Origin of the sequence: Nocardia seriolae NBRC 15557 (assembly GCF_007990715.1) — a bacterium.
GTDB lineage: Bacteria > Actinomycetota > Actinomycetes > Mycobacteriales > Mycobacteriaceae > Nocardia > Nocardia seriolae.
This window is the reverse complement of the sequence record NZ_BJWY01000066.1, coordinates 1-23000: the sequence shown is the minus strand read 5'-3', so window position 1 is coordinate 23000 and position 23000 is coordinate 1. Positions and strand designations below refer to the sequence as shown.

Below are 23000 nucleotides of genomic sequence, written 5' to 3'. Positions count from 1 at the left end.
TGCGGATTGATCTGTGGTTTGCCCCGCTCGTGCCCGAGCGCGCGCCCGGCGGGCCCGGGCGCGACGCGAACGGCCGCTGCCCGGTTGCGCGACCGCGCCGGGGGCCCGGGCCGAATCCTGCTGCGCGGCAGACGTGTCCGGCTCGTTCGGGGACCGGGATGCGGTGGAGTCCTGGGCGCCGGTGGCGGGACCCGAGGGTGCGCCCGGTGCGCGGGAGGCGCGGCGGCGGCGGGCGACACCGGAGGTCGGAGCGCCGGTCATGCCGGATCCACCGTCGGCGGGCGCGTGCTCTCCAGCGTTCGTCGAACCTGTCGCGGTCTCGACAGAGGTTGCGGCCGGGCCGTTCTCGGTGGCGCGGCCACCGCGGCGGCGGGAACGCCGATTGCGGCGGGGGCGGTTGCTGCCCGTACCGGCCGGGGTCCCCTCGTCGGCCGGTACGGGGGTCGGGCGAGTGGCCGAGGCCGAATCGGACTTGGCGGCAGTCGCATTCGAGGCGGACGGGTTGGTCTGGGCGTCCCCGCGGCCGCCGCGGCGGCGCTTGCGGCGGGCGCGGGAGCGGCTGCTGCTGATGCCGGGTTCGACGGTGGTGGTTTCGGCGGTCGGATCCGCCGGGCGCGCAATCGGTTCCAGGCCGAGTTTGGCCAGGATCATGCGGACCACGCGGCCGGGGCTGCGGCCGTCGGTGCGGACGCGGACCGTGGCCACCTCGCGGTAGAGGGGGCGGCGGATCTTCATCAGCTCGCGGTACTTCTCGGCCGGATCGTCGCCATTGAGCAGCGGGCGGTTGGTGCTGGCGCCGGTGCGCCGAAGTCCTTCGCCCACACTGATTTCCAGGTAGACGACGGTGCGGTCGCGCAGCAGGGCGCGGGTGGCGGCGGACAGCACCGAGCCGCCGCCCAGGGAGACCACGCCGTGCCCGGCCAGCACCGCGTCGCGGACGACCTCTTCCTCCATGCGGCGGAATTCCGGCTCGCCGTCCTGGGCGAAGATCTCCGGGATGGTGCGCCCGGCCCGTTCCTCGATACCGGCGTCGGTGTCGTAGAGATCCACGCCGAGCTCGCGCGCCAGCTTGCGGCCGATGGTCGACTTGCCCGCACCCGGCGGGCCGACCAGCACCAGATTCGGTGCGGGCCGGTCGGTTTCACCAGGGTGCTCGGTCGTCTCGCTCGCACGCGCCTCATCGGCTCCGCGATCCTCAGCCGTGTCGCGTGCCTCGGCGGCGTCGACCGAGTTCACCGCGGCGGTCGGATCGGGCTGGCCGGGTACCGCGCTGTGCTCGGTGGTCACTGCCCGGCATTGCCCGGGATGTGCGGGCGAGCATTGATTCGCTTGAGATAGGCCTGGATATTGTCGACCGTCTCCGGCAGCGAGTCGCCGCCGAACTTCTCCAGCACCGCCTGCGCGACGACCAGCGCCACCATGGACTCGGCCACCACACCGGCGGCCGGGACCGCGCAGACGTCCGAGCGCTGGTGGATGGCCACGGCCTCCTCGCCGGAGGACATGTCGACCGTCGACAGTGCCCGCGGCACAGTCGAAATGGGCTTCATGGCCGCGCGCACGCGCAGCGCCTCGCCATTGGTCATGCCGCCCTCGAGACCACCGGCGCGGTTGGTCGAGCGCAGCACCCCGTCGGGGCCGGGCCGCATCTCGTCGTGCGCCTGGCTGCCGCGGCGGCGCGCGGTCTCGAAACCGTCGCCGACCTCGACGCCCTTGATGGCCTGAATGCCCATGAGCGCGGCGGCCAGTCGCGAATCCAGGCGCGCCTCACCGGAGGTGAAGGAGCCCAGACCGACCGGCAGGCCCTCGATCACGACCTCGACCACCCCCCCGAGGGTGTCGCCGTCCTTCTTCGCGGCCTCGATCTCGGCGATCATCGCCGCCTCGGCGGTCTTGTCGAACGCGCGCACCGGCGACTCGTCGATCGCGTCCAGATCGGCGGCGGTCGGGACCGCGCCGGTGGTGTTGGCCGCGGTGCCGATGGACACCACGTGCGAGATCACCTCGACGCCGAGCGCCTGGCGCAGGAAGTTCCTGGCGACGGTGCCCGCCGCGACGCGCGCGGCGGTCTCGCGGGCGCTGGCCCGCTCCAGGACATTGCGGGCGTCGTCGAAGCCGTACTTGAGCATGCCCGAGTAGTCGGCGTGGCCCGGGCGCGGACGGGTCAGCGGCGCATTGCGGGCCATCTCGGCCAGCTCGGCCTCGTCCACCGGATCAGCGGACATGACCTCGGTCCACTTGGGCCACTCCGAGTTCGCGACCTCGATGGCGACCGGGCCACCCATGGTGCGGCCGTGGCGCACGCCACCGACCACGGTCACCGCATCGGCCTCGAACTTCATCCGCGCGCCGCGCCCGTACCCGAGCCGACGCCGGGCCAGCTGCGCGCCGACCTCGGCGGAGGTCACCTCGACACCGGCCACCATCCCCTCGAGGATGGTGACGAGAGCAGGACCATGGGATTCTCCGGCAGTTATCCAGCGCAACACGAGTTACATCTTTCCATGAGAGAAGGGGTGCTCGAACACACGGTCCACGCATAGCCCGATGTCAGCGCCCGGCCACCACCGCCACCACACTGGCCACACACATCGCGGGCCCGTGCGCGAGCACCCCGATCCCACCCGCCGACCCGCCGAAAACCCCGCCCCCCTCGAAGGCCGGCGCGGCTTTACCCGCCGTCGCGAACATCCACGGCACGACCCCGGACCACGGTCGCCGGATCGGTTCCCGGGCCCGGTGCGCCGGAGCCGAGATGGCGGGTGCGCGGATCGCGATCCCGGGGAGGCTATGGGCGGCGAGGGTCCCGATTCCCGCCGCGGCGGTCAGCATCGGGGCAGCCAGGGCGGCCCAGGCCCAGGTCGAGGGTCCGGCTAGGGCTGTCACCGCCCCTAGACCGAGTGCGAGTTTGACATCGCCCGCGCCGAGGGCGTGTGGGGCGCACAGGTGGATCGCGAGGTAGGGCAGCGCGAGCAGCGATGCGCCGAGCAGGGCGAGTATCGGCTTGCCCACAGCGAATCCGTAGCCGAGTGCGGCGATCGCACCCGGCAGTGTGAGGGTGTTGGGCAGGCGGAGCGAGCGCAGGTCGCAGACGCTCAGGGCGAGGCACCAGGCGGTGAAGGCGAAGACGGCCGGGGAGTTCATGATTCGAGGTTCTCGCGTCGAGGCGGCGCGCGGGGCGGCCGATCGCGAAATGTGGAGAACTTCTTCGGATGTGAACACCGGGGTTTCCGTAACCGTCCCTTTCACGTGTTGCGTGTCCGTGTTGCGGCGTGTCGGCGGTAGCTTTGACCCATGTCTGCTGATCACGATGCGACCCAGCACGAGCCGAACCAGCGACCCGACTACGGACTGCGCCGGGCCAACCTGCGCAATCTGCTGGTGGAGAATCGCATCGACGCCCTACTGGTCACGGATCTGATCAACATCCGGTACCTGACCGGGTTCACCGGTTCCAATGCCGCGCTGCTGGTCTACGCCTGGGATTCCAGCGAGGACCGGACCGTCATCTGCACCGACGGCCGCTACCTCACCCAGGTCGGCGAGCAGGTGCCGGATCTGCGGGCCGAGATCAACCGGGCCAGCGCCCGCCGCGTCGTCGAGATCGCGGGGGAGTGGCAGACCGGCCGGGTCGGTTTCGAGAGCCACATCATGACCTTCGAACAGCATCGCGGCCTGTCGGCGCTGGCCACCGGCTTGGATCTGGTGCCGGTCTCGGGTCTGGTGGAGCAGCTGCGCATGGTCAAGGACGCCTACGAGGTGGAGCAGTTGCGCGCGGCCTGCGATGCCGCCGACGCGGCGCTGGCCACCCTGCTCGAGCGCGGCGGGCTGCGCCCCGGCCGCACCGAGCGGCAGGTCGGCCGGGAACTGGAATGGCTGATGTTCGAGCACGGCGCGGAGGCCGTCGCCTTCGAGACCATTGTCGCGGCGGGCGCGAATTCGGCTGTCCCGCACCACCGCCCGACCGAGGCGGTGCTGGCCACCGGCGATTTCGTGAAGCTCGACTTCGGCGCGATGGTCGGCGGCTACCACTCGGACATGACCCGCACCTTCGTGCTCGGCCAGCCCTCGGACTGGCAGCGCGAGATCTACGAGCTGGTCTACGCCGCGCAGCGGGCGGGCCGCGAGGCGCTGGCCCCCGGCGCGTCGACCAAGGCGGTGGACGCGGCCTCGCGCTCGGTGATCGAGGCGGCCGGTCACGGTGACCTGTTCGTCCACGGTCTCGGACACGGGGTCGGCCTGCAGATCCACGAAGCGCCCGGAATCGCCAAAACGGGCACAGGTACACTGCTGGATGGCGTGGCGGTGACCGTCGAGCCAGGTGTGTACTTCCCCGGCCGCGGTGGTGTCCGGATCGAGGACACGCTCGTGGTTCGCAAGGGGGGCCCGGAACTGCTCACCCGCACCAGCAAAGACCTGACCGTCGTCGACTGACGCGCGGTTTGACCGACTAGTAGGAGATCCGAGGACAGTGGCGGACACCAGCGACTTCAAGAACGGCCTCGTGCTGAAGATCGACAACAATCTCCAGCAGATTGTCGAGTTCCAGCATGTGAAGCCGGGTAAGGGTCCCGCCTTCGTGCGCACCAAGCTGAAGAACGTGGTCTCGGGCAAGGTCGTCGACAAGACCTTCAACGCCGGCGTCAAGGTGGAGACCGCGACCGTCGACCGTCGCGACATGACGTACCTGTACAAGGACGGCGAGGACTTCATCTTCATGGATGGAGAGACCTACGACCAGATCCACCTGAGCGAGACCCTGCTGGGCCGCAACGCGGGCTTCCTGCTGGAGAACATGGCCGTCCAGATCGCCATGCACGAGGGCGAAGCGCTGTTCGTCGAGCTCCCCGTCGCCATCGACGTCATCGTCACCCACACCGAGCCGGGCCTGCAGGGCGACCGCTCCTCGGCCGGCACCAAGCCCGCCACCGTGGAGACCGGTGCCGAGGTGCAGGTGCCGCTGTTCATCAACCAGGGTGACAAGCTGCGCATCGACACCCGCGACGGCAGCTACATCAGCCGCGTCAACAACTGACCCGGCGGATAATGTCTTCCGTGGCCGATCAATCGGACAAGAAGTCGTTCAAGAAGCTCGGCGCACGGCACAAGGCGCGCCGGCGCGCGGTGGATCTGCTGTTCGAGGCGGAGGCCCGCGATATCGATCCCGCGGACCTGCTCACCGAGCGGGTCTCGCTGTCGGTGCGTGAGGAGTCGGTCGCTCCGATCAACCCCTACACCCGGGTCCTGGTCGAAGGCGTCGCCGACGACCTGGACCGGGTGGACGGCACCATCGAGTCGTACCTGTCGCAGGACTGGACGCTGCCCCGGCTGCCCGCCGTGGACCGCGCCATCCTGCGGGTGGCGGTGTGGGAGTTGTTCCACGCCAACGACGTTCCCCCGGTGGTGGCCGTGGACGAGGCGGTGGAACTGGCCAAGGAGCTGTCCACCGACGACTCCCCGTCGTTCATCAACGGCGTGCTCGGCCAGGTGGTCGGGGTGGCCCCGCAGGTCCGCGCCGCCGCGGCCGCGACCCGCGTGACCCCGGCGCCCGCCGCCGACGAGTAGAAATTCGAAGGAGAGGCGCAGGGTGCGCAAGTATCTCGTGATGGCTGTGCGCACCCCGCGCTTCGACGATTCCGTCATCGTCCCGCACAAGGATTGGCTGGCGGCCGTCCGCGAGCGCGGACAGCTGGTCGAGACCGGCAAATTCACCGATGGCAGCGGCGGCGCATACGTGATCACCGCCGAAAACCTGACTGCCGCACGGGATCTGATCCACACCGACCCGATCCACACCACGGGCGCTTCCGAACTCACCGTCTACGAGTGGGAAATCACCGGCTGACAAGCGGTTTCGCGGGCATTCACTGCGCTGAGTTGTCGATTGCGGCCAGCCGGTGGGCGATCCCGGCCCGGCCGGTGAGACCCAGTTTGCGCAGGATGCGGCCCAGATGGTCCTCGACCGTACGCGGGCTCAGAAACAGCGCGGTGGCGATCTCCTTGTTGGTATGCCCGCGCGCGGCCAACTCGGCAACCTCCCGCTCTCTGCCGGTCAGCGGCGATGCCCCACTATTGGATTGCTTCCCCGCCAGCCACCGCTGGACCGCGATGGTGTCTGCGGCCAGCTCATCGGCTCCGGCCGCCTCGAATTCGGTTCCGGCGGCCGCGATTCCCGCGGTCGCGGCAGTGAAATCGCCGGTTTCTCCCGCCAGTCGCGCGGCTACGAGCAGGGCTTGCCCGCGCTGCAACGGCATATCCGCCCGCTCGTACTCGCGCACCGCCCGCTCGACCGCCGCGCGGGCTCGCGCATACAGCTGGTCGACCGGAAGATTCGGCGCGATGGCGCCGGAAACCGCTGTGTTCCATCCGAGGCCTTCGCGCCGCTTCCAGCACTCGCAACCGGAGCGCTCCGGCCAGCGGGACGATGCTCGAATAGCCGTACAGCTCAGCGGTTTCGGTGGCGTCCTCGGTGGCGGCCAGCGCCGCGTCGAGGCGGCCGAGCTTGGCCAGTGCGTAGGCGTGGACGGTGTGCAGTTCGGGGAGAATGAAGCTGCGGCCGTGGCGGCGGGCGACCCGGATGGCGCGTTCCAGGTGGGTGAGGCCGGTGCGCTGATCGTCGAGGAAGTAGGCCATCCAGCCGAGGGCAGCCACGGCGTGGATGCCGTCGAGCAACCGGGTGTCCGACAGGCGCGCGAACTCTCGTTCGGCGGTGCGGTAATCCTCTTGTGCGCCTGCCATGTCGAGCATGGTCAGCCGTCCCATACTGCGCATGGTCAGCGCCGCGGCGAGAATGGCCGGATCACGCACCGCGCCGGAGGCGAACAGGGTGTGCACCCACGACGCGCCCTCGGCCTCGCGGTTGTCCATGAGTTCGAGAATCGCCAGTTCCAGGCACAGCGGTCCGCTCTCGGCCGCCAGGCGGTCGGCGTACTCGGACAGTGTATTTCGCGCGGCATCGACCCGGCCGAGCATACGATCGCAGCGGGCGTAGAGCGGTACGGCCGTGGTGCTGGGCGAATCCGTCGATGTGACCAGGGGTTCGAGGATGCGGCGGGCCCGATCGGCGGATCCGGACAGCAGCAGCGCCTGGCCGAGCAGCAGCTGCGTGGATTCCGTGTCGGCCGCCGGGGACGCGGTCGCGCGCAGTGCCGCCTCGATCCACCGCACGCTGGTCGCGGGCGCGGTGGCCAGCGTGTGCGACGCGGCCTCGAGCAGCTCCGGCATGGCTCGCGGATCATCCTGGGGGAGTGCGTATTCCAGGTGCCGCGCGCGAATCGGCAGCGGGGCCCCGGCCGATCGGAGGTAGCGCGCGGCGCGGGCGTGCATCGCGGCCCGTTCCAGCGGTCCGGCCAGACGATAGGCCGCCGCGTGGATGAGGGGATGCCGGAGGCCGATTGCGGCACCCCCGCCACCATCCAGCCGAGCCGGGCGGGCTCGTCCAGCTCGGCGATCGCCTCGGTGCGGCTCAGATCCGCGGCGGCGCAGAGCAGTTCGATATCGGACGTTTCTCCGCACATGGAACGCATCGCCGCCGCGGCGGGCGTCGCGAAGGGCACGCTGTTCCACCGCTTCGGCAGTCGCGCCGGACTCCTGCACGAGCTCATCGCGGAGGGTGCGTTCGGCTTGATGGACGCGGTCCGGTCGGGTCCGCCGCCCTTGGGGCCGGGTGCCCCGGCGGGCGAGCGCCTGCTCGCCTACTTCGACGCCATGACCCGGTTGATCGCCGACGACATCGAAATCTCCGTGGCCTACCGGGCAATTCCCCCGCACCCGCGCGCCGAGGAACTGCACCTCTTCTGGGCCGCCCACATCACCGCGCTGCTCCATGAGGTCCGTCCCGATCTGGACGCCGAGGTGGTCGGCGGGCTCCTGCTGGCCCCGCTCGGCGGTGAAGTAGTCCCGCACCTGGTGCGCGCGGGGCAAACCGACCGACTCCTGAAATCCGTCCGCCAGCTCGTCGAGTCGGTCATCATCCCACCGCGGGCGTGAGAGCGAGAATGGCTGCGCCCCAGCGGTAGTCGGTAGATTGGGTCGAGTGGTGCGGATCGATGCGGACCGGGTGCGAGCGTTGCCGGCCGAGCCCTCGGCGATATCGGATGCCTGGTGGTAACTGTCGCGAGGGGAGTCGGGTGCGCTGCTGGAGGAGCTGCGTGGGCTGATCGCCGATGTGGAACCGGGCGGCGCGGTGCGTTGGCCATGGTGGCCGAATTCGGCTGGCAGCGGATCCCGCCCGCAGACCTGCGGGTGCTGGAGCTGTTGATCCGGATGAAGCAACAGCGCCAGACACCCAGCCCGCTGAAATTCGAGGGCTTCATCGGCGCCTGGTTCGCGGTGCGGACCACCGATCAGGCCGCCGTGCTCGACGCTCTCGACCTCCACGACCCGGTCTCCGCGACCCTGCGGATGGGATTCTCGCCGTGGCAGGGGACCGAGCCGATGCGGATTCCCGGTCTGGTCGACTGGACGGACGAGGCGCAGTCGGAGTTTCGCGACATCTACCCGCAGGTCTTCGTCACCCCGGCACTGACGGCTGGACTTTGGTGTTCTACAGACACGGCATCGCGAGCCTGAACCCGGAGGGGCCGTCGCTGCCCGAGTGTTACGAAATCTATCCGCGCATGGAGCAATTGAGCTGCCGGTTCGGAACGGCGCAGTGGTTCGAGCAGTTCGTCGACGATTACGGCGACGAGTGCCGGAGTCGATGGTGCGTCGCGCCGGAGGCGAGCCGGACCCGTCGCGCGCCGAGACCGGCGACATCGCGGCCTACCTGGACATGCTGACCGGGTACGAGCACACCCGCTGTCCTTGCGAAGAGACCGGGGACGACGACCTCGACATGGCGACGTCCCTGCAGGACAGGGTATTCGGTGCGCGCGGCGTCTCCCGGCGCCTGTCGGTGGACCTGGAGACCCTCGGCCCGCACACCCGGGTGCAGGGCAGCGGTGTGATGGCCGTCCCGGGCCATCTGCGGCATTACCCACGCCGTGGCGCCCTGCCGATCTAGTTCGAGCCGAAGGACCAGATCGCGGCGGGGCGGCCGGTGGACTTGACGCGGACGCGTTCGCCGGTGCGCTCCAGGCTGGGGATGGCGGCCAGGGTGCGGTTGAGGTTGCCGGGGTCGGGCTTGGTGCCGTGCAGGGCGGCGGTGAGTGCGACGGCTCTGGTGGCGGTGAACCGGTCGCCGGTGAGGGCGCGGGTGAAAGTCAGGTCCTTCCAGAGCATTTCGGCCAGGCGGGTGCGGGCGGCGGTGACGATCTGGTTGTGGTCGAAGGCCAGTGGGGGGACCGCGTCGAAGGGGACCCAGGTGGCGGTGTCGTCGTCGTGGGGGCCGACCACGGCCCACATGGCGATGGACAGGGTGGGGCCGCGGGGGTCGCGGTTGGGTTCGTCGAAGGTGGCGACCTGGCCGACGGCGAGGATGGCGTCCTCGGGGACACCGAGTTTGGTGTGGACCGCGCGATGGGCGGCTTCGGCGAGGCGCTCGCCGAGGCCGAGCAGCACGCCAGGAAGCGCGAGCGCGCCCGCGAACGGCTCCCACCGCCGTGCGGCGATGCCGAGGGTGGCGGTGGGGTCGTCGGGCCCGTAGCGCAGGGCGATCACGTCCAGGGATACCGCGGATTGTTGCTCCACAAATCGACAATCATGCCTGAGCGGTGATCCGGATCGTGCGATCGGCACGGTCCGGGCCGTGCGCGGTGAGCACGACCGGTGCGCCGAGTTCGGCCTCCAGGTAGCCGGGCACGTCGGCGGGCAGCTCGGCCAGCGCGGGGACCGCGGTGTCGAGCAGGTCGGTGAGCCGCCGCTGGTGTGCGAGATCCTGCCAGACGCCGGGTGCGAGCCGGTCGAGGCAGCCGTCGGCGGTGAGATAGCCGGTGGCGGTGCGGATCTCGCCGACCGCGTCGAGGTGGTTGACCGCCAGCCCGTCGATGCCCCCGCAGGCGTCGACGGCGTAGCGCAGCAGCAGCGGATCGAGGTGGCCGAGCCGGAACGCGCCCTGGTACTCGCCGGTTCCATTGTGCCGCTCCGGAATCGAGAGTGACCCGTCCTCGGTGGGGAACGGCCCCGCCCCGTGCCTGGTCATGTGCGCGCGGGTCACGCCCAGCACGTAGCCGGGAGCATCGGTGCGCGCCAGCATCGCTCGCGCATTGCGAGGCTCGACGGTCGACCAGGTGGTGTAGGGGTGGGTGCCGCGCCATTCGTCGAGCAGCACGCCCTGCGCGCCCTCGAAGACCAGCCGCCCGGCACCCGCGAAGGCGGCGAGCTGATCGCCGGGCAGGATCGCCACCGCCCGCGCGAAGGCCGTGTACGCCTCGACCAGTTCGTCGATCGGGTCGTAGCGGTGGCGACCGCCCGTGAGCAACGGCGCGTAGTGCTCCTCGAGCGCGATCAGCTTGCGCCGCAGCACCTCCGGCCGCCGACAGTCGGCGACCCGCGGCGCGTCGTGATCGAGCGCGTAGCGTGCGGTCTCGCCGATCCCGATGCCGCACGAACCGTGCCGGGCGGTACCCCTCGTATCCTCCCGGCAGCGGTTGGCGGCACCGTGGATCGGCGTGGTGAGCAGTGCCCGCTCGTCCACGTAGAGCAGCGACAGCGGATCGGCGACCCCGAGCGCGGCCAGCTCCCGTGCCTCGGCGGCCAAGCCGAGCGGTTCGACCAGCATGTGCCGCGACAGCAGGGTCGGCACCCGCGAGAGAGTGCCGGACCCGAACTGCCGGAAGGTGTGGTGGCGGCCGTCGGCGCACACATTGTGGGCGGCCTGCGACCCGCCGTTGAACCGCACCACCGCGGCCACATCGAGCCCGGCCCCGGGTGAGCAGAGCCAGTCGACGGTGGCCCCTTTACCGGCATCGCCGAAGCCGAGGTCGACCACGATGAGGTGGCGGTCGCCGAACATGGTGTGTCCCTTCGTTTCCGGTGTCGGAGATGCCGTCAGAGATCGACGTCGTCGACCCCGGCGGCGGCGGGCAGCGCACCGGCGCTGCGGCCGCGGCGCACGCCGCGCAGCGGTGCCAGCGCCTTGCCGACCGCGTCGGCCTCACTGGTCGAGCCGATATCGCGCAGATCGGCCAGCCCCGCCCCCAGATCGACGCGGTCCTCGGCGATGCCGATGGTCAGCGCGATGAGCTCGCACACCGCGGCCGGATCGTTCAGGCGCAGGAACCGCTCGCCCAGCAGCCCCTGCCAGTGCTCGGCGATCTCCGGATCCCCGTAGTAGCTGGACTGATTGGGCAGGATGTAGTGCACGTGCCAGCGGTCGGCGAGCTCGCGGTAGATCGAATCGACCTTGATGTCGCTGCGCACGTCATCGCCGATGACCTCGCGGACGTGCCGGGCGGTCAGGCGCTTCTTGTTCAGCTCGTCACCGACGATGAACAGATAGCCCTTCGTGCCCCGCTTCTCCCACGCGTCGGTGACGGTGTGCCGGGCGATGAAATACGCTGCCAGCTCATAGCTTTCGGACTTCTGCCCGCCACCGCCGCCCTCCAGGAGGATCAGCCGCAGCTGCTCGTCCATCCGGTTGTCGGATTCGAACTGCCCGACCTGCAGCGGCACCCGGTCGCTGTCGGCGTCGCCGATGGCCCCGAACAGGATCTGCGGATCCTCGGCATAACCCTTGCGCTGCAACAGCCCGTGCAGCTTGGCCAGCTTCTCCTGCATGACGCGCGGCACCCGGCCCATGGATCCGGTGACGTCGAACAGCACCGCGATCGGCAGCGAACTGCCGTGATCGGCGGAGTCCCTGGACTCGCGCATGCCCACGCCCCGCGGATCCAGGGTGGGGTGCGCCTTCCACTTGTCCCACGGCACCGACCGCATATCCGCGGTGTATCCGAAATCGTCGAGGCCCTTGGCCGCGCGGAAGGTCCGCGCCGCGTCGTAGGCGCAGTCGTCCCAGCTTCCGTAACCCATTGCTATCACTTACCTTTCGTGAGCTCGAAGGGCCGGAAGCGGCGCTTCCCGTAGAGCCGGTCGAGCAGATCGTCGAATTCGCCGAGCAGGTCCGCGGCGTCGGGCCGCAGTCCGGGGTCGGCCTGCATGCACCCGGTCGCGTAGGCGCGCATGGGTGCGGGGGCGCGGTCGCCGAGCATGGTGAGCATGAGGCGATGCGCGAGAAATACGTCGGTGGCGGGGGAGACCGCGGCGCGGATCTCGGGCGGGTAGTCCAGGGATCTCAGCGTCGCCGCGGCCGGTGCGCCGGGGCGGGTCGCGAAAGACCATCCCGCCAGGACGATTCCGTGCAATCGCGGATGCACCAGGACATCGGCGGGGCTGATCGCGGTGTGCACCCAGCCCGCCAGCTGTGCTCCGGCCAGGCAGCGCAGCAGCCGTCGATGCATCCAGGCGTAGTCGCGAGGATCCAGGCCGTCCGGGTAGGCGGACAGGACATCCTCGAGTGTCACGAACCCGTCGATGAGGGCATCGAGGACGTTCACGGTGCGGTGTTCGCCGGTCGCGGTGTCGAGATGGTCCACCGTGTCGATCAGGATCGGGAAGTAGGGCCGCAGCCATTCGTGCTCGTCGGCCACGGTCGCGATGTCCCGCAGCGCGTTTCGCTCACCGGCCAGCAGTCGGTTGGCGGCCGCGCGGCGCGGGATCTTCACCACGCGATCCGATCCGCTGCGGTACACATCCGTGACCGAGCCCGACGCGTGCAGCGTGCCGACCGGGTATCGCCCGTGTGCGCCGGTCACCTCGAAGGCGGCTTCGTCCAGGTCCAGCCAGCGCTGGTACAGCTCGGACAGGCGGGCGAAGGCGGCGCTCGCGATTCCGGCGTCCACGGCTTCCACGCGGTCGGGGTGGACCAGGGCGGCCAGGCGGTGGTACTTCCGCCGTGCGGCCTGCCTGGAGGTGGAATCTGTTGCGGCGGAACCGAAGAGGTCCTCGGGCCGCCGCGCCGCCCGGATGGTCTCCGCGGTCTCTCGCGCTGTCGTCATGGTTTTAGGCTAGACGACTAAAACGGGGCGCGCCAGCGATTTGGGACCCCTTTTTGTAGATGCGACAAAAAGGTGGAGATTGAGAAATTCGGCCAGTTCGGCCGCGATCATGTCAGTTCGGGTCTGATCGGGCCGCTCGATCCGGGGCTAGGGTGAGAGAACATGTGTCGTTCACTCTCATCGAGGAGATCGTGATGGTTGCCGCTGACTCGGCGACGGACGGTGCCGCGCGCCTGCGGACACTGCTGGAACGGGGCGCCACGGCCGCGCAGGCCTGGGAGTTGTTCGACAGCCTGCCCGCGGTGCGGGTCGAGGAGATCACCACCGGGCGGTGGCGCGGTGACGAGGTGCCGTCCGGGCACCCGTGGGACGGCATGCTGGTCGAAACCGGGTGGTACGGCAAGCAATTCGACAGCGCCGACAGCGTGCAGCCGCTGTTGTTCGCCGGGCCGGACGGGGACATCTTCGCTGTCGACCCGCGCCGGGTGCCGCTGTTCCTGGCGGGCAAGGTGCCGACGGCGGCATTGCGGCCGGTGCGCCGCTCGCTCGGCCTGCTGCGGCCGATGCTGCGCACCCGCACCCCGCGCGCCCGGCTGCGGAACCTGGAGTTCCGCGGGAAGTCCAGCGCCGCAATGATCTACGACCACCTGCCGATCATCGACATTTTCCGGCGTGTCGACCAGGACACGCTGCTGGGCGTGATGGATATGCGAGGACTGGACGCTCCGTACTTCTTCGTCCTGTATCGCGACCGCTAGCGGCGGCGCGAAGTTCCTGTCCCCGAGCCGAACTCGGCCTACCATCGGAGGTGGACGGCGGTCTTCGACTCGGGAGGTCCCGATGGAACGTACGACCTGTCTCATCGTCGGCGGGGGCCCGGCAGGAATGTTTCTGGGGCTCATGCTGGCCCGCGCCGGTATCGAGGCCACCGTGCTGGAGAAACACGGTGACTTCCTGCGCGACTTCCGCGGTGACACCGTGCACCCCACCACCCTCGAACTCATCGACGCCCTGGGGTTGAGCGAGGATTTCGCGAAACTTCCGCAGCGTCGGCTGGTCGACGTGCAGCTCCCCATCGGCGGCCGCATGGTGCCGCTGCTGACCCTCGCGCACATCCCGGGCAGGCACAAATACATCGCCATGGTGCCGCAGTGGGATCTGCTGGATCTGCTGGTCCGCGCGGGCGATATCGAACCGACCTTCCGGTTGCGCATGAATACCGAGGCTGTCGATCTCGTGCACGAGGACGGCAAGGTCACCGGGGTCCGCTATCGCACGAAAGACGGTGCGACCGGCGAGATTCGCGCCGATCTCACCGTGGCCTGCGACGGCCGCTCCTCGGTGCTGCGCGCGGCGGCCGGACTCGCGGTCCGTAGCTGGGCGACCCCGCTCGACGCCTGGTGGTTGCGGATTCCGCGCCACGACACCGACCCGGCCGGGCTGATCCCGCTGGTGAGCTCCAAGCGTGTCGCGGTCATGTTCGATCGTGGTGACTACTGGCAGAGCGCCACCCTCATCGGCAAGGGTAGCGACGCGGAACTGCGTGCGCGGCAACCGGTCGAGGTCATCATGCGTGATCTGGCCGAGGTCGCGCCGTGGCTGGCCGACCGCACCGACGCCCTGCACAGCTGGGACGAGGTGAAACTGCTCGACGTCAAACTGGATCGGCTCGACCGCTGGTACACCGACGGCCTGCTGTGCATCGGCGACGCCGCGCACGCCATGTCCCCGGTCGGCGGTGTCGGCATCAATCTCGCGGTGCAGGACGCGGTGGCCGCCGCGCGCATCCTCGGTCCGAAACTGCTGTCCCACAGCGTCACCACCGCCGATCTGGCCCGTGTGCAACGCGATCGCATCCTGCCCACCGCGGTGGTCCAGGGCATGCAGCGCATCGCCCACGCCCGGGTCATCCGCCCGGCCCTGGCCGGTCGCCTGAATATCTCCAACGCCACCGAGACACCCCTGGTCCTGCGAATCTTCCGGCGCATCCCGGTGATTCGCAGCCTGCCGGTATTCCTGGTGGCGCGCGGCGTGATTCCCGAACGCGTACCGGATTTCGCCCGTCGCGACTGATCCGGCCGGACCGTACGCCGCCCTATCCCGTTGCGGCGCAGCGGGATAGGGCGGCGTCCGGACCCCTCGTCTACCGGACGCCGCGCGGGCGGAACTGAATGCTGATGCGCGGGCCCACCGGCCGCCGCGTCTTGGGAATGGCGTGCTCCCACGTCCTCTGGCAGGACCCACCCATCACGATGAGATCCCCGTGCCCCAGCGGATACCGCACGCTCGCGCCACCACCGCGCGGCCGCAGTAGCAGCGCCCGCGCCGCGCCTACGGACACGATGGCCACCATGGTGTCGTCGGTCGCGCCGCGCCCGAACGTATCCCCGTGCCAGGCGACACTGTCGTTCCCGTCGCGGTAATAGCACAGCCCCGACGTGGTGAACGGCTCCCCGAGCTCCCCGGCGTAGTGCGCGGTCAGCGCCTCCCGCGCCTCGCCCAGCACCGGATCCGGCAGCTCGCGCCCTTCCTCGTAAAAACACAGCAGCCGAGGCACATCCACCACCCGGTCGTACATGGCCCGCCGATCCGCCCGCCACGGCACCCGCGCCGCCAGCCGTGCGAACACCTCATCGGCCCCGCTCAACCACCCCGGCAGCACATCCACCCACGCGCCATCCCCGAGCTCGGTGCGCCGGATCTCCTCCAGCGCACCGACCCCGACCTCCCCGAACCCATCGAGCAGCGATCCCTGCAGTGGCGTCGACATGCGACCGAACCTACCACAATATCGAACATACGTTCGCATGTCGTCGGGATCTTGCGCATGCCGCGTCTGCGATCGCTCAGGCCCGAACCTGATCGTGCTGCTTCACGAAGTCCAGGAACCGTGGAATTACCTGTTCGGGGATCGCCCACAGCATCTCGTGGCCCACGCCGGGGTAGATATCGACCACAGCCCCTCGGATGTGCTCCCGGGCCCGTCGCGCCCCGACCTCCGGATCATTGGCGACGGTGTCGGCCCCGAACAACACCGTGGTGGGCGCGGTGACGGCCGCCAATTGCTCGTCGGTGAGCGGCCGCTCCCATGGTATGGCCAGCCGGAACCTGATCGCGCCCAACATCATTGCCCACACCTCCTCCCGGTGTCGCACACCCGGCGTCAGCCACTCCATGATCTTTTCCATGCGCTTGCGAGTCGGAATGATCCCGCCGACAAGGAATTTGAACAGCACACTCCACTTCGGCTTGGCGAAGGTGGCCCCGCCGGGTTCGAGCATGGTCAGGCTGGCCAGCCGTTCGGAATGCCGCACGCCGACCAACAGCGACAGCCACGAACCGACCGAATACCCGGCCAGGTGTACGCGATCGGCGCCGAGCCCGTCGAACACCTCGATCAGCCACGCGACGATGTCGGCCTCGTCGCGCAGCGGAGCGGTCTGCTCGCTGCGTCCCGCCCAGCCGAGCGGATCGATGGTGTACACCACCCGATCCCGTGACAGATCCTCGATGACCGACTCCCAGAACAGCCCATTACCCGGCATCCCGGGCAACAGCACGATCGGTGTGTCGTACCCGGATCCCGATTCGCGCACCCGCGTGTTCCCGTACGACGTCTTGATATCCAGATCCGTTGACGGCACCGGCCATTGCGCGGCCACGGCGTCATAGGCGTGCAGGTAGTTGGCCTTGGCCTTCGCGCTGGTGAAACGTCCGATCTTGTTGGCCATCCGGCCTCCCCTTCCCCTGTGAAGCTTTGGTCCACATCGGTGAACTCAGTTGGTGTGTGGCGCTTTCGCGGGATCGTGCCGGTCGGCGAAGCCGAGGATCCGGTCGAGCACCGCATCCATGTCACGGCCCTGGAACAGCAACCCATGTGTGGCGCCCGGATAGATCTCCACCTCGCACCGCGGAATCTGCTGCAATGCGCGGGCCGCGGACGCCTCGGCGTCGCCGAGTACCGAGTCGGCGCCGTAGATGAGCAATACGGGGGCGGTGATCGCTTGCAACTCTTCGTCTTTGAGGCGCTGTGGCCACGGCGACCGCGTCCGGTAGCCGAGTCCGGCCTTCGCGCAGGCCATTTCCTCGTCGACCGGAATGTTGCCGGGCATCAGCCATTCGGCCGCTTTGCGCATGTTCTTCTCCGACGGCGGAATGGCGTAGCGGATCATCTTGAACAGCACACCCCACGGGGTCTTGCCGACCGCCCCGCCCGCTTCGACCAGTAGCAGGCTGGCGATCCGCTTCGAACCGTCGACCCCGGCCATGAACGCCCGCCACCCGCCATCGGAATACCCCATGATGTGGGCGTGTGGCAGGTCGAGTGCCGCGAGGGTCTCGTCGAGCCAGCCGGCGTAATCGGCTCGGCCGGTGATGGGTGCGGTCTGCACGCTGAGTCCCGGCCCGCCGATGATGTCGAGCGCATAGACGGTCCGCTCGGCGGCCAGCCGCTCGATGATCGGATACCAGACGGCCCCGTTTCCCATCACCGGGGGAATCAGGGCCAGCGGTGTGCCCGCACCACTGCCGCACTTGCGGACATGTGTTTTCCCGTAAGAAGTTTCGACATCGAACTCGGTGAACGGGATCGTCCACAGTGCCGACAGCGACGCATAGGCCTTCAGGTAGGCGTCCCGTGCCGCCTCGCTCTTCCATTGCCCGATCTTGGCCATCGCGTCTCCCCGCTCATCATCGTTGATGATATGAACGTACCATAAAAATGGTATGGGCGTACCATCAAAAACCTCGAACCACGGGAGCCGGAGGAGAGTCGGTACAGATGCCGCGTTTGGTCGATCACGAGCAGCGGCGGCGGGAGATCACCACCGCCGCGCGGAAGGTCATCGCCGCCGGCGGACTCGATGCCGCCACCTTCCAATCGGTCGCGGCCGAGGCCGGGATTTCGGTGCGGCTGATTCAGTATTACTTCGGCACCAAGCGGGATCTGATGCTGGCGACGCATCGGGCCGTGGTGGAGGACTGGGGGAAGGGGTTCGCGCAGGCGCTCGGGGGGCTGGGGCCGGACGCTTCGCCGCGCGAGGTGATCCGGGCGGTGTCGCTCGGGTGGATTCCGCTCGATGATGTTCGGCACCAGGACAATCTGGTGTTCGCGGCGTTCCACGCGGCCAATCTGACCGGGAACACCGTCACCTCCGAGGAGATGATGGGTGCGCCTCGATACCTGATGACGAGTTTCACCGAGCAGCTGCGCCGCGAGCGGCCGGGCGAATCCGAGGCGCTCGCAACCGAACTCGACGCCGAGCTGATCGTGCTCGCGGTGACCGGCGTCAGCCAGGCCATCCTGGCCGGTGGAGCCACCCGGGAGCGGGCGGTCGAGTTGCTCGACCACATGCTCGACCGGGTGTTCGTCCGGGACTGAGCGCTAACGCTCCGGCGTGCCGACCTGGGCGCGCACGAAATCCACCACCGCGTCGGTGAATTCGTCATTGGCGTCGCTGGCGGCGGTATGGGCGGCGGTGCCGATCTCGGCGTAGTCGGCGTGCGGGACCAGGGCCCGGAAGGCGGCCACGCCCTCGTCGCTGACCACGTCCGAGAGCCGTCCGCGCACCAGCAGCACGGGGATGCTCAGCTGTCGCGCCGCGTTCTCCAGGGCCTCGGTGTGCACGTCGATCTCCTCGCCGCGGCCGTCGCGCGGGCCGCCCATCATTGCCGGGTCCCAGTGCCAGTACCAGCGGCCGTCTGCGCGCAGTCGCAGATTGCGCTGCAGCCCTTCGGGATTGCGCGGGCGGCGGCGGTGGGGGAGATAGGCCGCGACCGCGTCGGCGGCCTCCTCGAGGCTGGCGAAGCCCTCGGGATTGCTGCTCAGGAAGTTGATGACGCGTTCGACGCCCTTGCGCTCCGGGCGCGGCACCACGTCCACCAGCACCAGGCCGGTGATGCGTGCGTGCTCGGGGTGGGTGGTGGCCATCAGCCCGGTGAGGCCGCCCATGCTGGCGCCGACGATGAAGGCGGGCTTGCCGAGTTGTCGCAGCACCGCCATGAGGTCCTCGACCATGGCCTCGCGGCGGTAGTTGCCCGCCGGATCCCAGTCGCTGTCGCCGTGCCCGCGCGCGTCCAGCAGCACCGCGTGCATGCCGGCCTTGGCCAGTGCCAGCCCGGAGTCCTTCCAGGAGCCGCGGGTCTGCCCGCTGCCGTGCAGGAAGACCACCAGCGGGCCGTCCTGGGGTCCCCAGCTGTCCCCGGCGATGGTGATGCCGCCGTGTCCGTGGAAGTCGACCCGGGCGGGTTCGGTGAATTCAGCGTCGTTGCTCACGCTTCGAGCATCGCACACGACGGTTTACGGTGTATGAAGACCGGCGGGTAGCAAAGATCGGAGGTCTTCGTTCGGGGCGAAGGACAGCGTGCGCATCGGGTAGGGGATGGTGATGCCCTCCTGGCGATAGCGCCGGTGCAGTGCCTTGATGAACTCGCTGACCAGTAGGTATTGATCCTCGTAGTGCCGGGTCCGCAGCACCACCCGGAATTCGATGCCGGACTCCCCGAAGGTGTGGAACCGCACGCGCGGATCCGCGCCCCCGAAACCGACGTCGAGTCCCTTCATCACCTTCCGGGCCACCTCCAGGGTCACCGCCTCGACGTGTTCGAGGTCGCTGTCGTAGCTGGTGGACACGTCGACCGTGACGGCCATGTCCTGTTCGGGGCGGTGGAAGTTGGTGAGGATGGCATCGGCGAACTTGCGGTTGGGCACGATGATGAAGTTGCCGGGGATGTCCTGGATGGTGGTGGTCCGCCAGTTCACGTCGCTGACCCAGCCCGTCTCGCCGCTGTCGAGCTTCACGAAGTCGCCGGGCTGCACCGTTTTCGAGGCCAGGATGTGCACGCCCGCAAACAGATTCGCGAGGGTGCCCTCCAGTGCCAGGGCGATGGCCAGCGCGCCGATGCCCAGCGCGCCCAGCAGCGGCGTGATCTGCACGCCCACCGAATCGAGGGTGATGAGCACGCCGAGCACGAACACGATGACCCGGGTGATGGTCGAGAACAGGCTGACCGAACCGGAGATGCCGGTGATCCGCCGTGCCACCGTGGTCACCACCTCCGCGGCCAGCCGGGCCAGCGCGTAGGTGACGGCGATCATGAACGCGGCCTCGAGGACCTGGTGCACGGCGCGCGGTGAGAACGGCAGGCCGTTGGGCAGCGACAGGGCGATGAGCAGACCGGTCAGCGAGCACAGCGGCACGGCGAGGTCGCGGGCCAGTCCGAAACCCATGCGGTGCACGGCGAGATTGCGCGCCGAGGTCTTGGCGGCGATCCGGCCCACCAGCCGGCGGGTCATGATGCCGACGAGCGGGCCGAGGATTGCGATAGCTACGGTCAGCGCCCAGATCAGCGGCTTGTTCATTCGAGATTCCTCCCAGCATCGGGTGATGAGGTGGACCTCTTACGCATTCGAAACGGATCATAGCTGTGGATTTGCTGATGTTCTGCGGGTATGCCACCCCGGCCCCGGCGGGCCGGGTCAGGCCATGGACGCCGGTTGGGTGTCGAGGTACTCCTCGCGGATCTGCCGCGGCCCGAACGGCCAGGTCTTCTCGACTCGCGCCCACAGCAGGAAGGCCGCGATGCCCAGCGCCGTCCAGCCCAGCGACCACTCGATCGGGTGCACGCCCGGATTCGCCTTGTCGGCGTACCCGTAGATGACCGCCCAGCCGACGGCCGCGACGATCGCGGGCAGCGGGTACAGCAGCATCCGGTAGGGCCGCGCGAGCCCGGGCTGGCGTCGCCGCAGCACCGCCACCGCGGCGATCTGGGCGAAGGCCTGGACGATCACCATAACCGTGGTCAGCAGCGAAATCAGCACGGCCAGTGGGGGATGGGTGGCCGAGGTGCCGACGTGGCGGGCGAAGACGAATCCGGCGGCGGTGATCGCGCCCATCACCAGCAGCCCGAGCATCGGGAACTCGTGCCTGGGATGCAGCCGCCCGAAGGAACGGAAGAACACGCCGTCGCGGGCCGCGTCGAAGGGCACCCGGGACCCGCCCAGCAGTCCGGTGAAGACCGAGGCGAAGGCGGTGATCAGGATCAGCACCGTGACGACGTTCGCCGCGCCCTTGCCCAGCGTCGTCTCCAGCACCGCCGAGGCGACCGATTGCGAGGCGACATTGTTCGAGTCGAGCATGTCGTGCCAGTCGATGACGCCCAGCACGCCGATCTGCATGCCCAGATAGATCACCATGACCGCGAGCACCGCGTAGATAATCGCGCGGGGGAGCACCCGGCCCGGATCCTTCAGTTCCGCACCGAGATACGCGGTGGTGTTGTACCCCAGATAGTCGTAGATGCCGATGGTGAGCCCGGATGCGAAGCCCAGCCAGAAGCCGCCGCGTCCGAAGTCGATGGCGTGCTCGGGCCAGGTGAAGGCCATGCTCGGGTGGAAGTGGGTGAAGGAGGCCAGGATCACCGCCGCGACCGACACGATCATGACGGCCCACATCACCACGGTGATGCGGCCGATGGAATCGATGCGCCGCCACAGCAACAGCAGCACCAGCGCCACCACGGCCAGGCCGACGATATCGCCCTGCCCGGTGGTCATGGACGGCCACAGGTAGGTCAGGTACTGCACCAGCCCCTGCACGCCCGTGGACATGATCAGCGGGATGAAAAGGATTGCGGTCCAGACGAACAGGAACGGCATCAGCCGTCCGGTGCGGTACTGGAACGCCTCGCGCAGGTACACGTAGGTGCCGCCCGCGCCGGGCATGGCCGCGCCGAGTTCGGCCCAGATGAGCCCGTCGGCCAGGGCCAGCACCGCGCCGGCGACGAAGCCGATGACGGCGTGCGGGCCGCCGAAGGCGGCGACCATGCGGGGGATGGTGACGAAGGGTCCGATGCCGACCATCTGGCTCATATTGATGGTCGTGGCCTGGAACAGGCCGATTCTTCGGAGCAGAGTGCGGGGGCCGGTCATGGCTGCCTCCGTGTCGCGCTGGGGCGTAAGGGTTTTGTAAAGTTAAATTCCTTTACTATCTGAGTCAAGGGGTCGGGCCGATTGTTTACAGTCGGCCGGGTGACGGATCAGGATCGGAGTGCGATGGGCGAACTCCCTTGGAACAGGCAGCGATTGCGCAGCAACAACGAGTGGCTGCTGCTCGAGCAGCTGCGCACCGCCGGGCCCAGCTCGCGCGCCCAGCTGGCGCGAGACACCGGGCTGTCCAAGCCGACCGTGTCCAGCGCCCTTGCCGCCCTGCAACAGCACGGGCTGGTGCGCGAGAGCGGGACGGTGGCCCCCGAGCGCGGGCGCACCGCGGTCGTGTACGAGCCGGACCCGACCGCGGGCTACGTCCTGGGTCTCGATATCGGCCGCGCCTTCTTGCGCGCGGCGGTGGCGGACATGTCGGGAAAGATCCTGTCCCGCACCGACATTCCGAACCGTGCGCGCACGGCCACCGCGCTCGCGCAGGTCGCGGCCGAGGCGGTGCGAGAAGCCCTGGGCGATGCGGAGATTCCCGTCGACCGGGTCGTGCACACCGTGCTCGGCAGCCCCGGCGTCTTCGATCCCCAGGACGGCCGCATGCACTACGCCGTCAACCTCCCCGGCTGGGGTCGCGCGGGCCTGCTCGACGAACTCCGCGACGCCCTCGGAGTGACCGATCTGTCGGTCCACAACGACGCCAACCTCGCCGCCCTCGGCGAATACGCGCACGGCGGCGGCCGCGGCAGCCGCCTGTTCGTCTACGTCCTCATCGGCACCGGCCTCGGCGTCGGAATCGTCTCGCGCGGTGAGCTTTTCACCGGCGCGCACGGTGCGGCGGGTGAAGTCGGCTTCCTCCCCGCCGCCTTCGGCGACCCGGCGGCCGGAGCCTCCCGCCGCGGCGCGCTCGAGGAGGCGGTCACCGCCGACGCCGTCGTGCGCGCCGCCCGCGCCCGCGGCATGACCGGCCGCCTCACCGCCAAACGCGTCTTCGACGCCGCTCGTGCCGGTGATCCGGTCGCCGCCGATGTCGTGCGCCAGGAGGGCGAGCGCATCGCGCTGGTGGTGGCCGCGGTCACCGCCGTCCTGGACCCGGACGTGATCGTCGTCGGCGGGGGTCTGGGCCGCAGCGC

The 23000-nt window shown here is 69.3% G+C and carries 25 protein-coding genes and 1 pseudogene; 11 read left to right on the top strand and 15 right to left on the bottom strand.

Going from position 1 to position 23000, the window contains the following annotated elements:
* Positions 1 to 633: 633 nt before the first annotated feature.
* The 3 genes and pseudogenes from NS2_RS37665 to NS2_RS20215 all read right to left on the bottom strand — a co-directional run.
* Positions 634 to 1119, bottom strand: a pseudogene (locus NS2_RS37665) (shikimate kinase); the annotation flags it as partial.
* A gap of 164 nt (positions 1120 to 1283) precedes the next feature.
* Entirely contained in the window at positions 1284 to 2489 is a 1206-nt protein-coding gene (aroC, locus tag NS2_RS20220; protein WP_147207249.1) for a chorismate synthase, read from the bottom strand.
* Between the two features lie 61 nt (positions 2490 to 2550).
* On the bottom strand, positions 2551 to 3144 hold the full coding sequence (locus tag NS2_RS20215) for a prepilin peptidase (protein WP_033086910.1): 594 nt from the start codon (positions 3142 to 3144) through the stop codon (positions 2551 to 2553).
* 150 nt (positions 3145 to 3294) lie between these two features.
* Here NS2_RS20215 and NS2_RS20210 point away from each other — a divergent pair, with 150 nt between their 5' ends.
* From NS2_RS20210 to NS2_RS20195, 4 genes are read left to right on the top strand one after another with little or no spacing between them, the layout of a single operon-like run.
* Entirely contained in the window at positions 3295 to 4434 is a 1140-nt protein-coding gene (locus NS2_RS20210) for a M24 family metallopeptidase (RefSeq protein ID WP_045436908.1), read from the top strand.
* Positions 4435 to 4471: 37 nt separating this feature from the next.
* On the top strand, positions 4472 to 5035 hold the full coding sequence (gene efp, locus NS2_RS20205; protein ID WP_033086911.1) for an elongation factor P: 564 nt from the start codon (positions 4472 to 4474) through the stop codon (positions 5033 to 5035).
* A 20-nt stretch (positions 5036 to 5055) separates the two neighbouring features.
* Positions 5056 to 5565 carry a transcription antitermination factor NusB gene (nusB, locus tag NS2_RS20200; protein WP_081985783.1) on the top strand — a complete coding sequence of 170 codons (510 nt, stop codon included), beginning with the start codon at positions 5056 to 5058 and terminating at the stop codon, positions 5563 to 5565.
* Between the two features lie 22 nt (positions 5566 to 5587).
* Complete coding sequence (locus NS2_RS20195; protein ID WP_197707917.1) at positions 5588 to 5845, top strand: YciI family protein; 258 nt, start codon at positions 5588 to 5590, stop codon at positions 5843 to 5845.
* A 19-nt stretch (positions 5846 to 5864) separates the two neighbouring features.
* On the opposite strand, the gene NS2_RS37660 is transcribed toward NS2_RS20195, so the two are convergent.
* Both NS2_RS37660 and NS2_RS37655 read right to left on the bottom strand, forming a co-directional pair.
* Positions 5865 to 6056 (bottom strand): helix-turn-helix domain-containing protein, encoded by a 192-nt coding sequence (locus NS2_RS37660; RefSeq protein ID WP_228102938.1) that lies wholly within the window; start codon positions 6054 to 6056, stop codon positions 5865 to 5867.
* 70 nt (positions 6057 to 6126) lie between these two features.
* Positions 6127 to 7326, bottom strand: a complete 1200-nt coding sequence (locus NS2_RS37655) for a tetratricopeptide repeat protein (RefSeq protein ID WP_033086913.1) — start codon at positions 7324 to 7326, stop codon at positions 6127 to 6129.
* Between the two features lie 54 nt (positions 7327 to 7380).
* On the opposite strand from NS2_RS37655, the gene NS2_RS20185 reads away from it, so the two are divergent.
* The 3 genes from NS2_RS20185 to NS2_RS20175 all read left to right on the top strand — a co-directional run bounded on the left by NS2_RS20185 (position 7381) and on the right by NS2_RS20175 (position 9004).
* Positions 7381 to 7989 (top strand): TetR/AcrR family transcriptional regulator, encoded by a 609-nt coding sequence (locus NS2_RS20185; RefSeq protein WP_081985780.1) that lies wholly within the window; start codon positions 7381 to 7383, stop codon positions 7987 to 7989.
* A 207-nt stretch (positions 7990 to 8196) separates the two neighbouring features.
* Entirely contained in the window at positions 8197 to 8571 is a 375-nt protein-coding gene (locus NS2_RS20180; protein WP_033086914.1) for a hypothetical protein, read from the top strand.
* Between the two features lie 133 nt (positions 8572 to 8704).
* Entirely contained in the window at positions 8705 to 9004 is a 300-nt protein-coding gene (locus NS2_RS20175; protein WP_143161300.1) for a hypothetical protein, read from the top strand.
* Here NS2_RS20175 and NS2_RS20170 read toward each other — a convergent pair.
* Genes NS2_RS20170 through NS2_RS20155 form a run of 4 tightly spaced genes read right to left on the bottom strand, consistent with a single transcriptional unit; the run spans position 9001 to position 12935 of the window.
* Complete coding sequence (locus tag NS2_RS20170; protein WP_033086916.1) at positions 9001 to 9630, bottom strand: NUDIX hydrolase; 630 nt, start codon at positions 9628 to 9630, stop codon at positions 9001 to 9003. The two genes, NS2_RS20175 and NS2_RS20170, sit on opposite strands and share 4 nt — an antisense overlap.
* A 10-nt stretch (positions 9631 to 9640) precedes the next feature.
* Positions 9641 to 10894 (bottom strand): adenylosuccinate synthetase, encoded by a 1254-nt coding sequence (locus NS2_RS20165; RefSeq protein WP_147207248.1) that lies wholly within the window; start codon positions 10892 to 10894, stop codon positions 9641 to 9643.
* A gap of 35 nt (positions 10895 to 10929) precedes the next feature.
* The gene (locus NS2_RS20160) at positions 10930 to 11910 is read right to left on the bottom strand and encodes a hypothetical protein (RefSeq protein WP_033086918.1); all 981 of its coding nucleotides are present in this window, start codon (positions 11908 to 11910) and stop codon (positions 10930 to 10932) included.
* A 5-nt stretch (positions 11911 to 11915) separates the two neighbouring features.
* Positions 11916 to 12935: a J domain-containing protein gene (locus NS2_RS20155; protein WP_033086919.1), complete on the bottom strand. Its 1020-nt coding sequence runs from the start codon at positions 12933 to 12935 to the stop codon at positions 11916 to 11918.
* Between the two features lie 194 nt (positions 12936 to 13129).
* On the opposite strand from NS2_RS20155, the gene NS2_RS20150 reads away from it, so the two are divergent.
* Entirely contained in the window at positions 13130 to 13693 is a 564-nt protein-coding gene (locus NS2_RS20150; protein ID WP_045436918.1) for a DUF4334 domain-containing protein, read from the top strand.
* Between the two features lie 82 nt (positions 13694 to 13775).
* Entirely contained in the window at positions 13776 to 15008 is a 1233-nt protein-coding gene (locus tag NS2_RS20145; RefSeq protein WP_033086920.1) for an FAD-dependent oxidoreductase, read from the top strand.
* A 70-nt stretch (positions 15009 to 15078) separates the two neighbouring features.
* On the opposite strand, the gene NS2_RS20140 is transcribed toward NS2_RS20145, so the two are convergent.
* The 3 genes from NS2_RS20140 to NS2_RS20130 all read right to left on the bottom strand — a co-directional run bounded on the left by NS2_RS20140 (position 15079) and on the right by NS2_RS20130 (position 17608).
* Positions 15079 to 15705, bottom strand: a complete 627-nt coding sequence (locus NS2_RS20140; protein WP_033086921.1) for an alpha-ketoglutarate-dependent dioxygenase AlkB — start codon at positions 15703 to 15705, stop codon at positions 15079 to 15081.
* A gap of 76 nt (positions 15706 to 15781) precedes the next feature.
* Complete coding sequence (locus NS2_RS20135) at positions 15782 to 16666, bottom strand: alpha/beta fold hydrolase (protein ID WP_147207247.1); 885 nt, start codon at positions 16664 to 16666, stop codon at positions 15782 to 15784.
* Between the two features lie 45 nt (positions 16667 to 16711).
* Positions 16712 to 17608 (bottom strand): alpha/beta fold hydrolase, encoded by an 897-nt coding sequence (locus tag NS2_RS20130; RefSeq protein WP_033086923.1) that lies wholly within the window; start codon positions 17606 to 17608, stop codon positions 16712 to 16714.
* A 107-nt stretch (positions 17609 to 17715) separates the two neighbouring features.
* Here NS2_RS20130 and NS2_RS20125 point away from each other — a divergent pair, with 107 nt between their 5' ends.
* A complete protein-coding gene (locus NS2_RS20125; RefSeq protein WP_147207246.1) occupies positions 17716 to 18315 on the top strand; it encodes a TetR/AcrR family transcriptional regulator in 600 nt (199 codons plus the stop codon).
* A gap of 3 nt (positions 18316 to 18318) precedes the next feature.
* On the opposite strand, the gene NS2_RS20120 is transcribed toward NS2_RS20125, so the two are convergent.
* The 3 genes from NS2_RS20120 to NS2_RS20110 form a co-directional block, all read right to left on the bottom strand.
* Complete coding sequence (locus tag NS2_RS20120) at positions 18319 to 19209, bottom strand: alpha/beta fold hydrolase (protein WP_033086925.1); 891 nt, start codon at positions 19207 to 19209, stop codon at positions 18319 to 18321.
* Positions 19210 to 19233: 24 nt separating this feature from the next.
* Entirely contained in the window at positions 19234 to 20295 is a 1062-nt protein-coding gene (locus tag NS2_RS20115) for a mechanosensitive ion channel family protein (protein WP_033086926.1), read from the bottom strand.
* Positions 20296 to 20412: 117 nt separating this feature from the next.
* Complete coding sequence (locus NS2_RS20110) at positions 20413 to 21864, bottom strand: APC family permease (protein ID WP_036545336.1); 1452 nt, start codon at positions 21862 to 21864, stop codon at positions 20413 to 20415.
* Positions 21865 to 21963: 99 nt separating this feature from the next.
* Here NS2_RS20110 and NS2_RS20105 point away from each other — a divergent pair.
* The coding region (locus tag NS2_RS20105) for an ROK family transcriptional regulator (protein ID WP_222594877.1) at positions 21964 to 23000 on the top strand (1037 nt) is incomplete at its 3' end.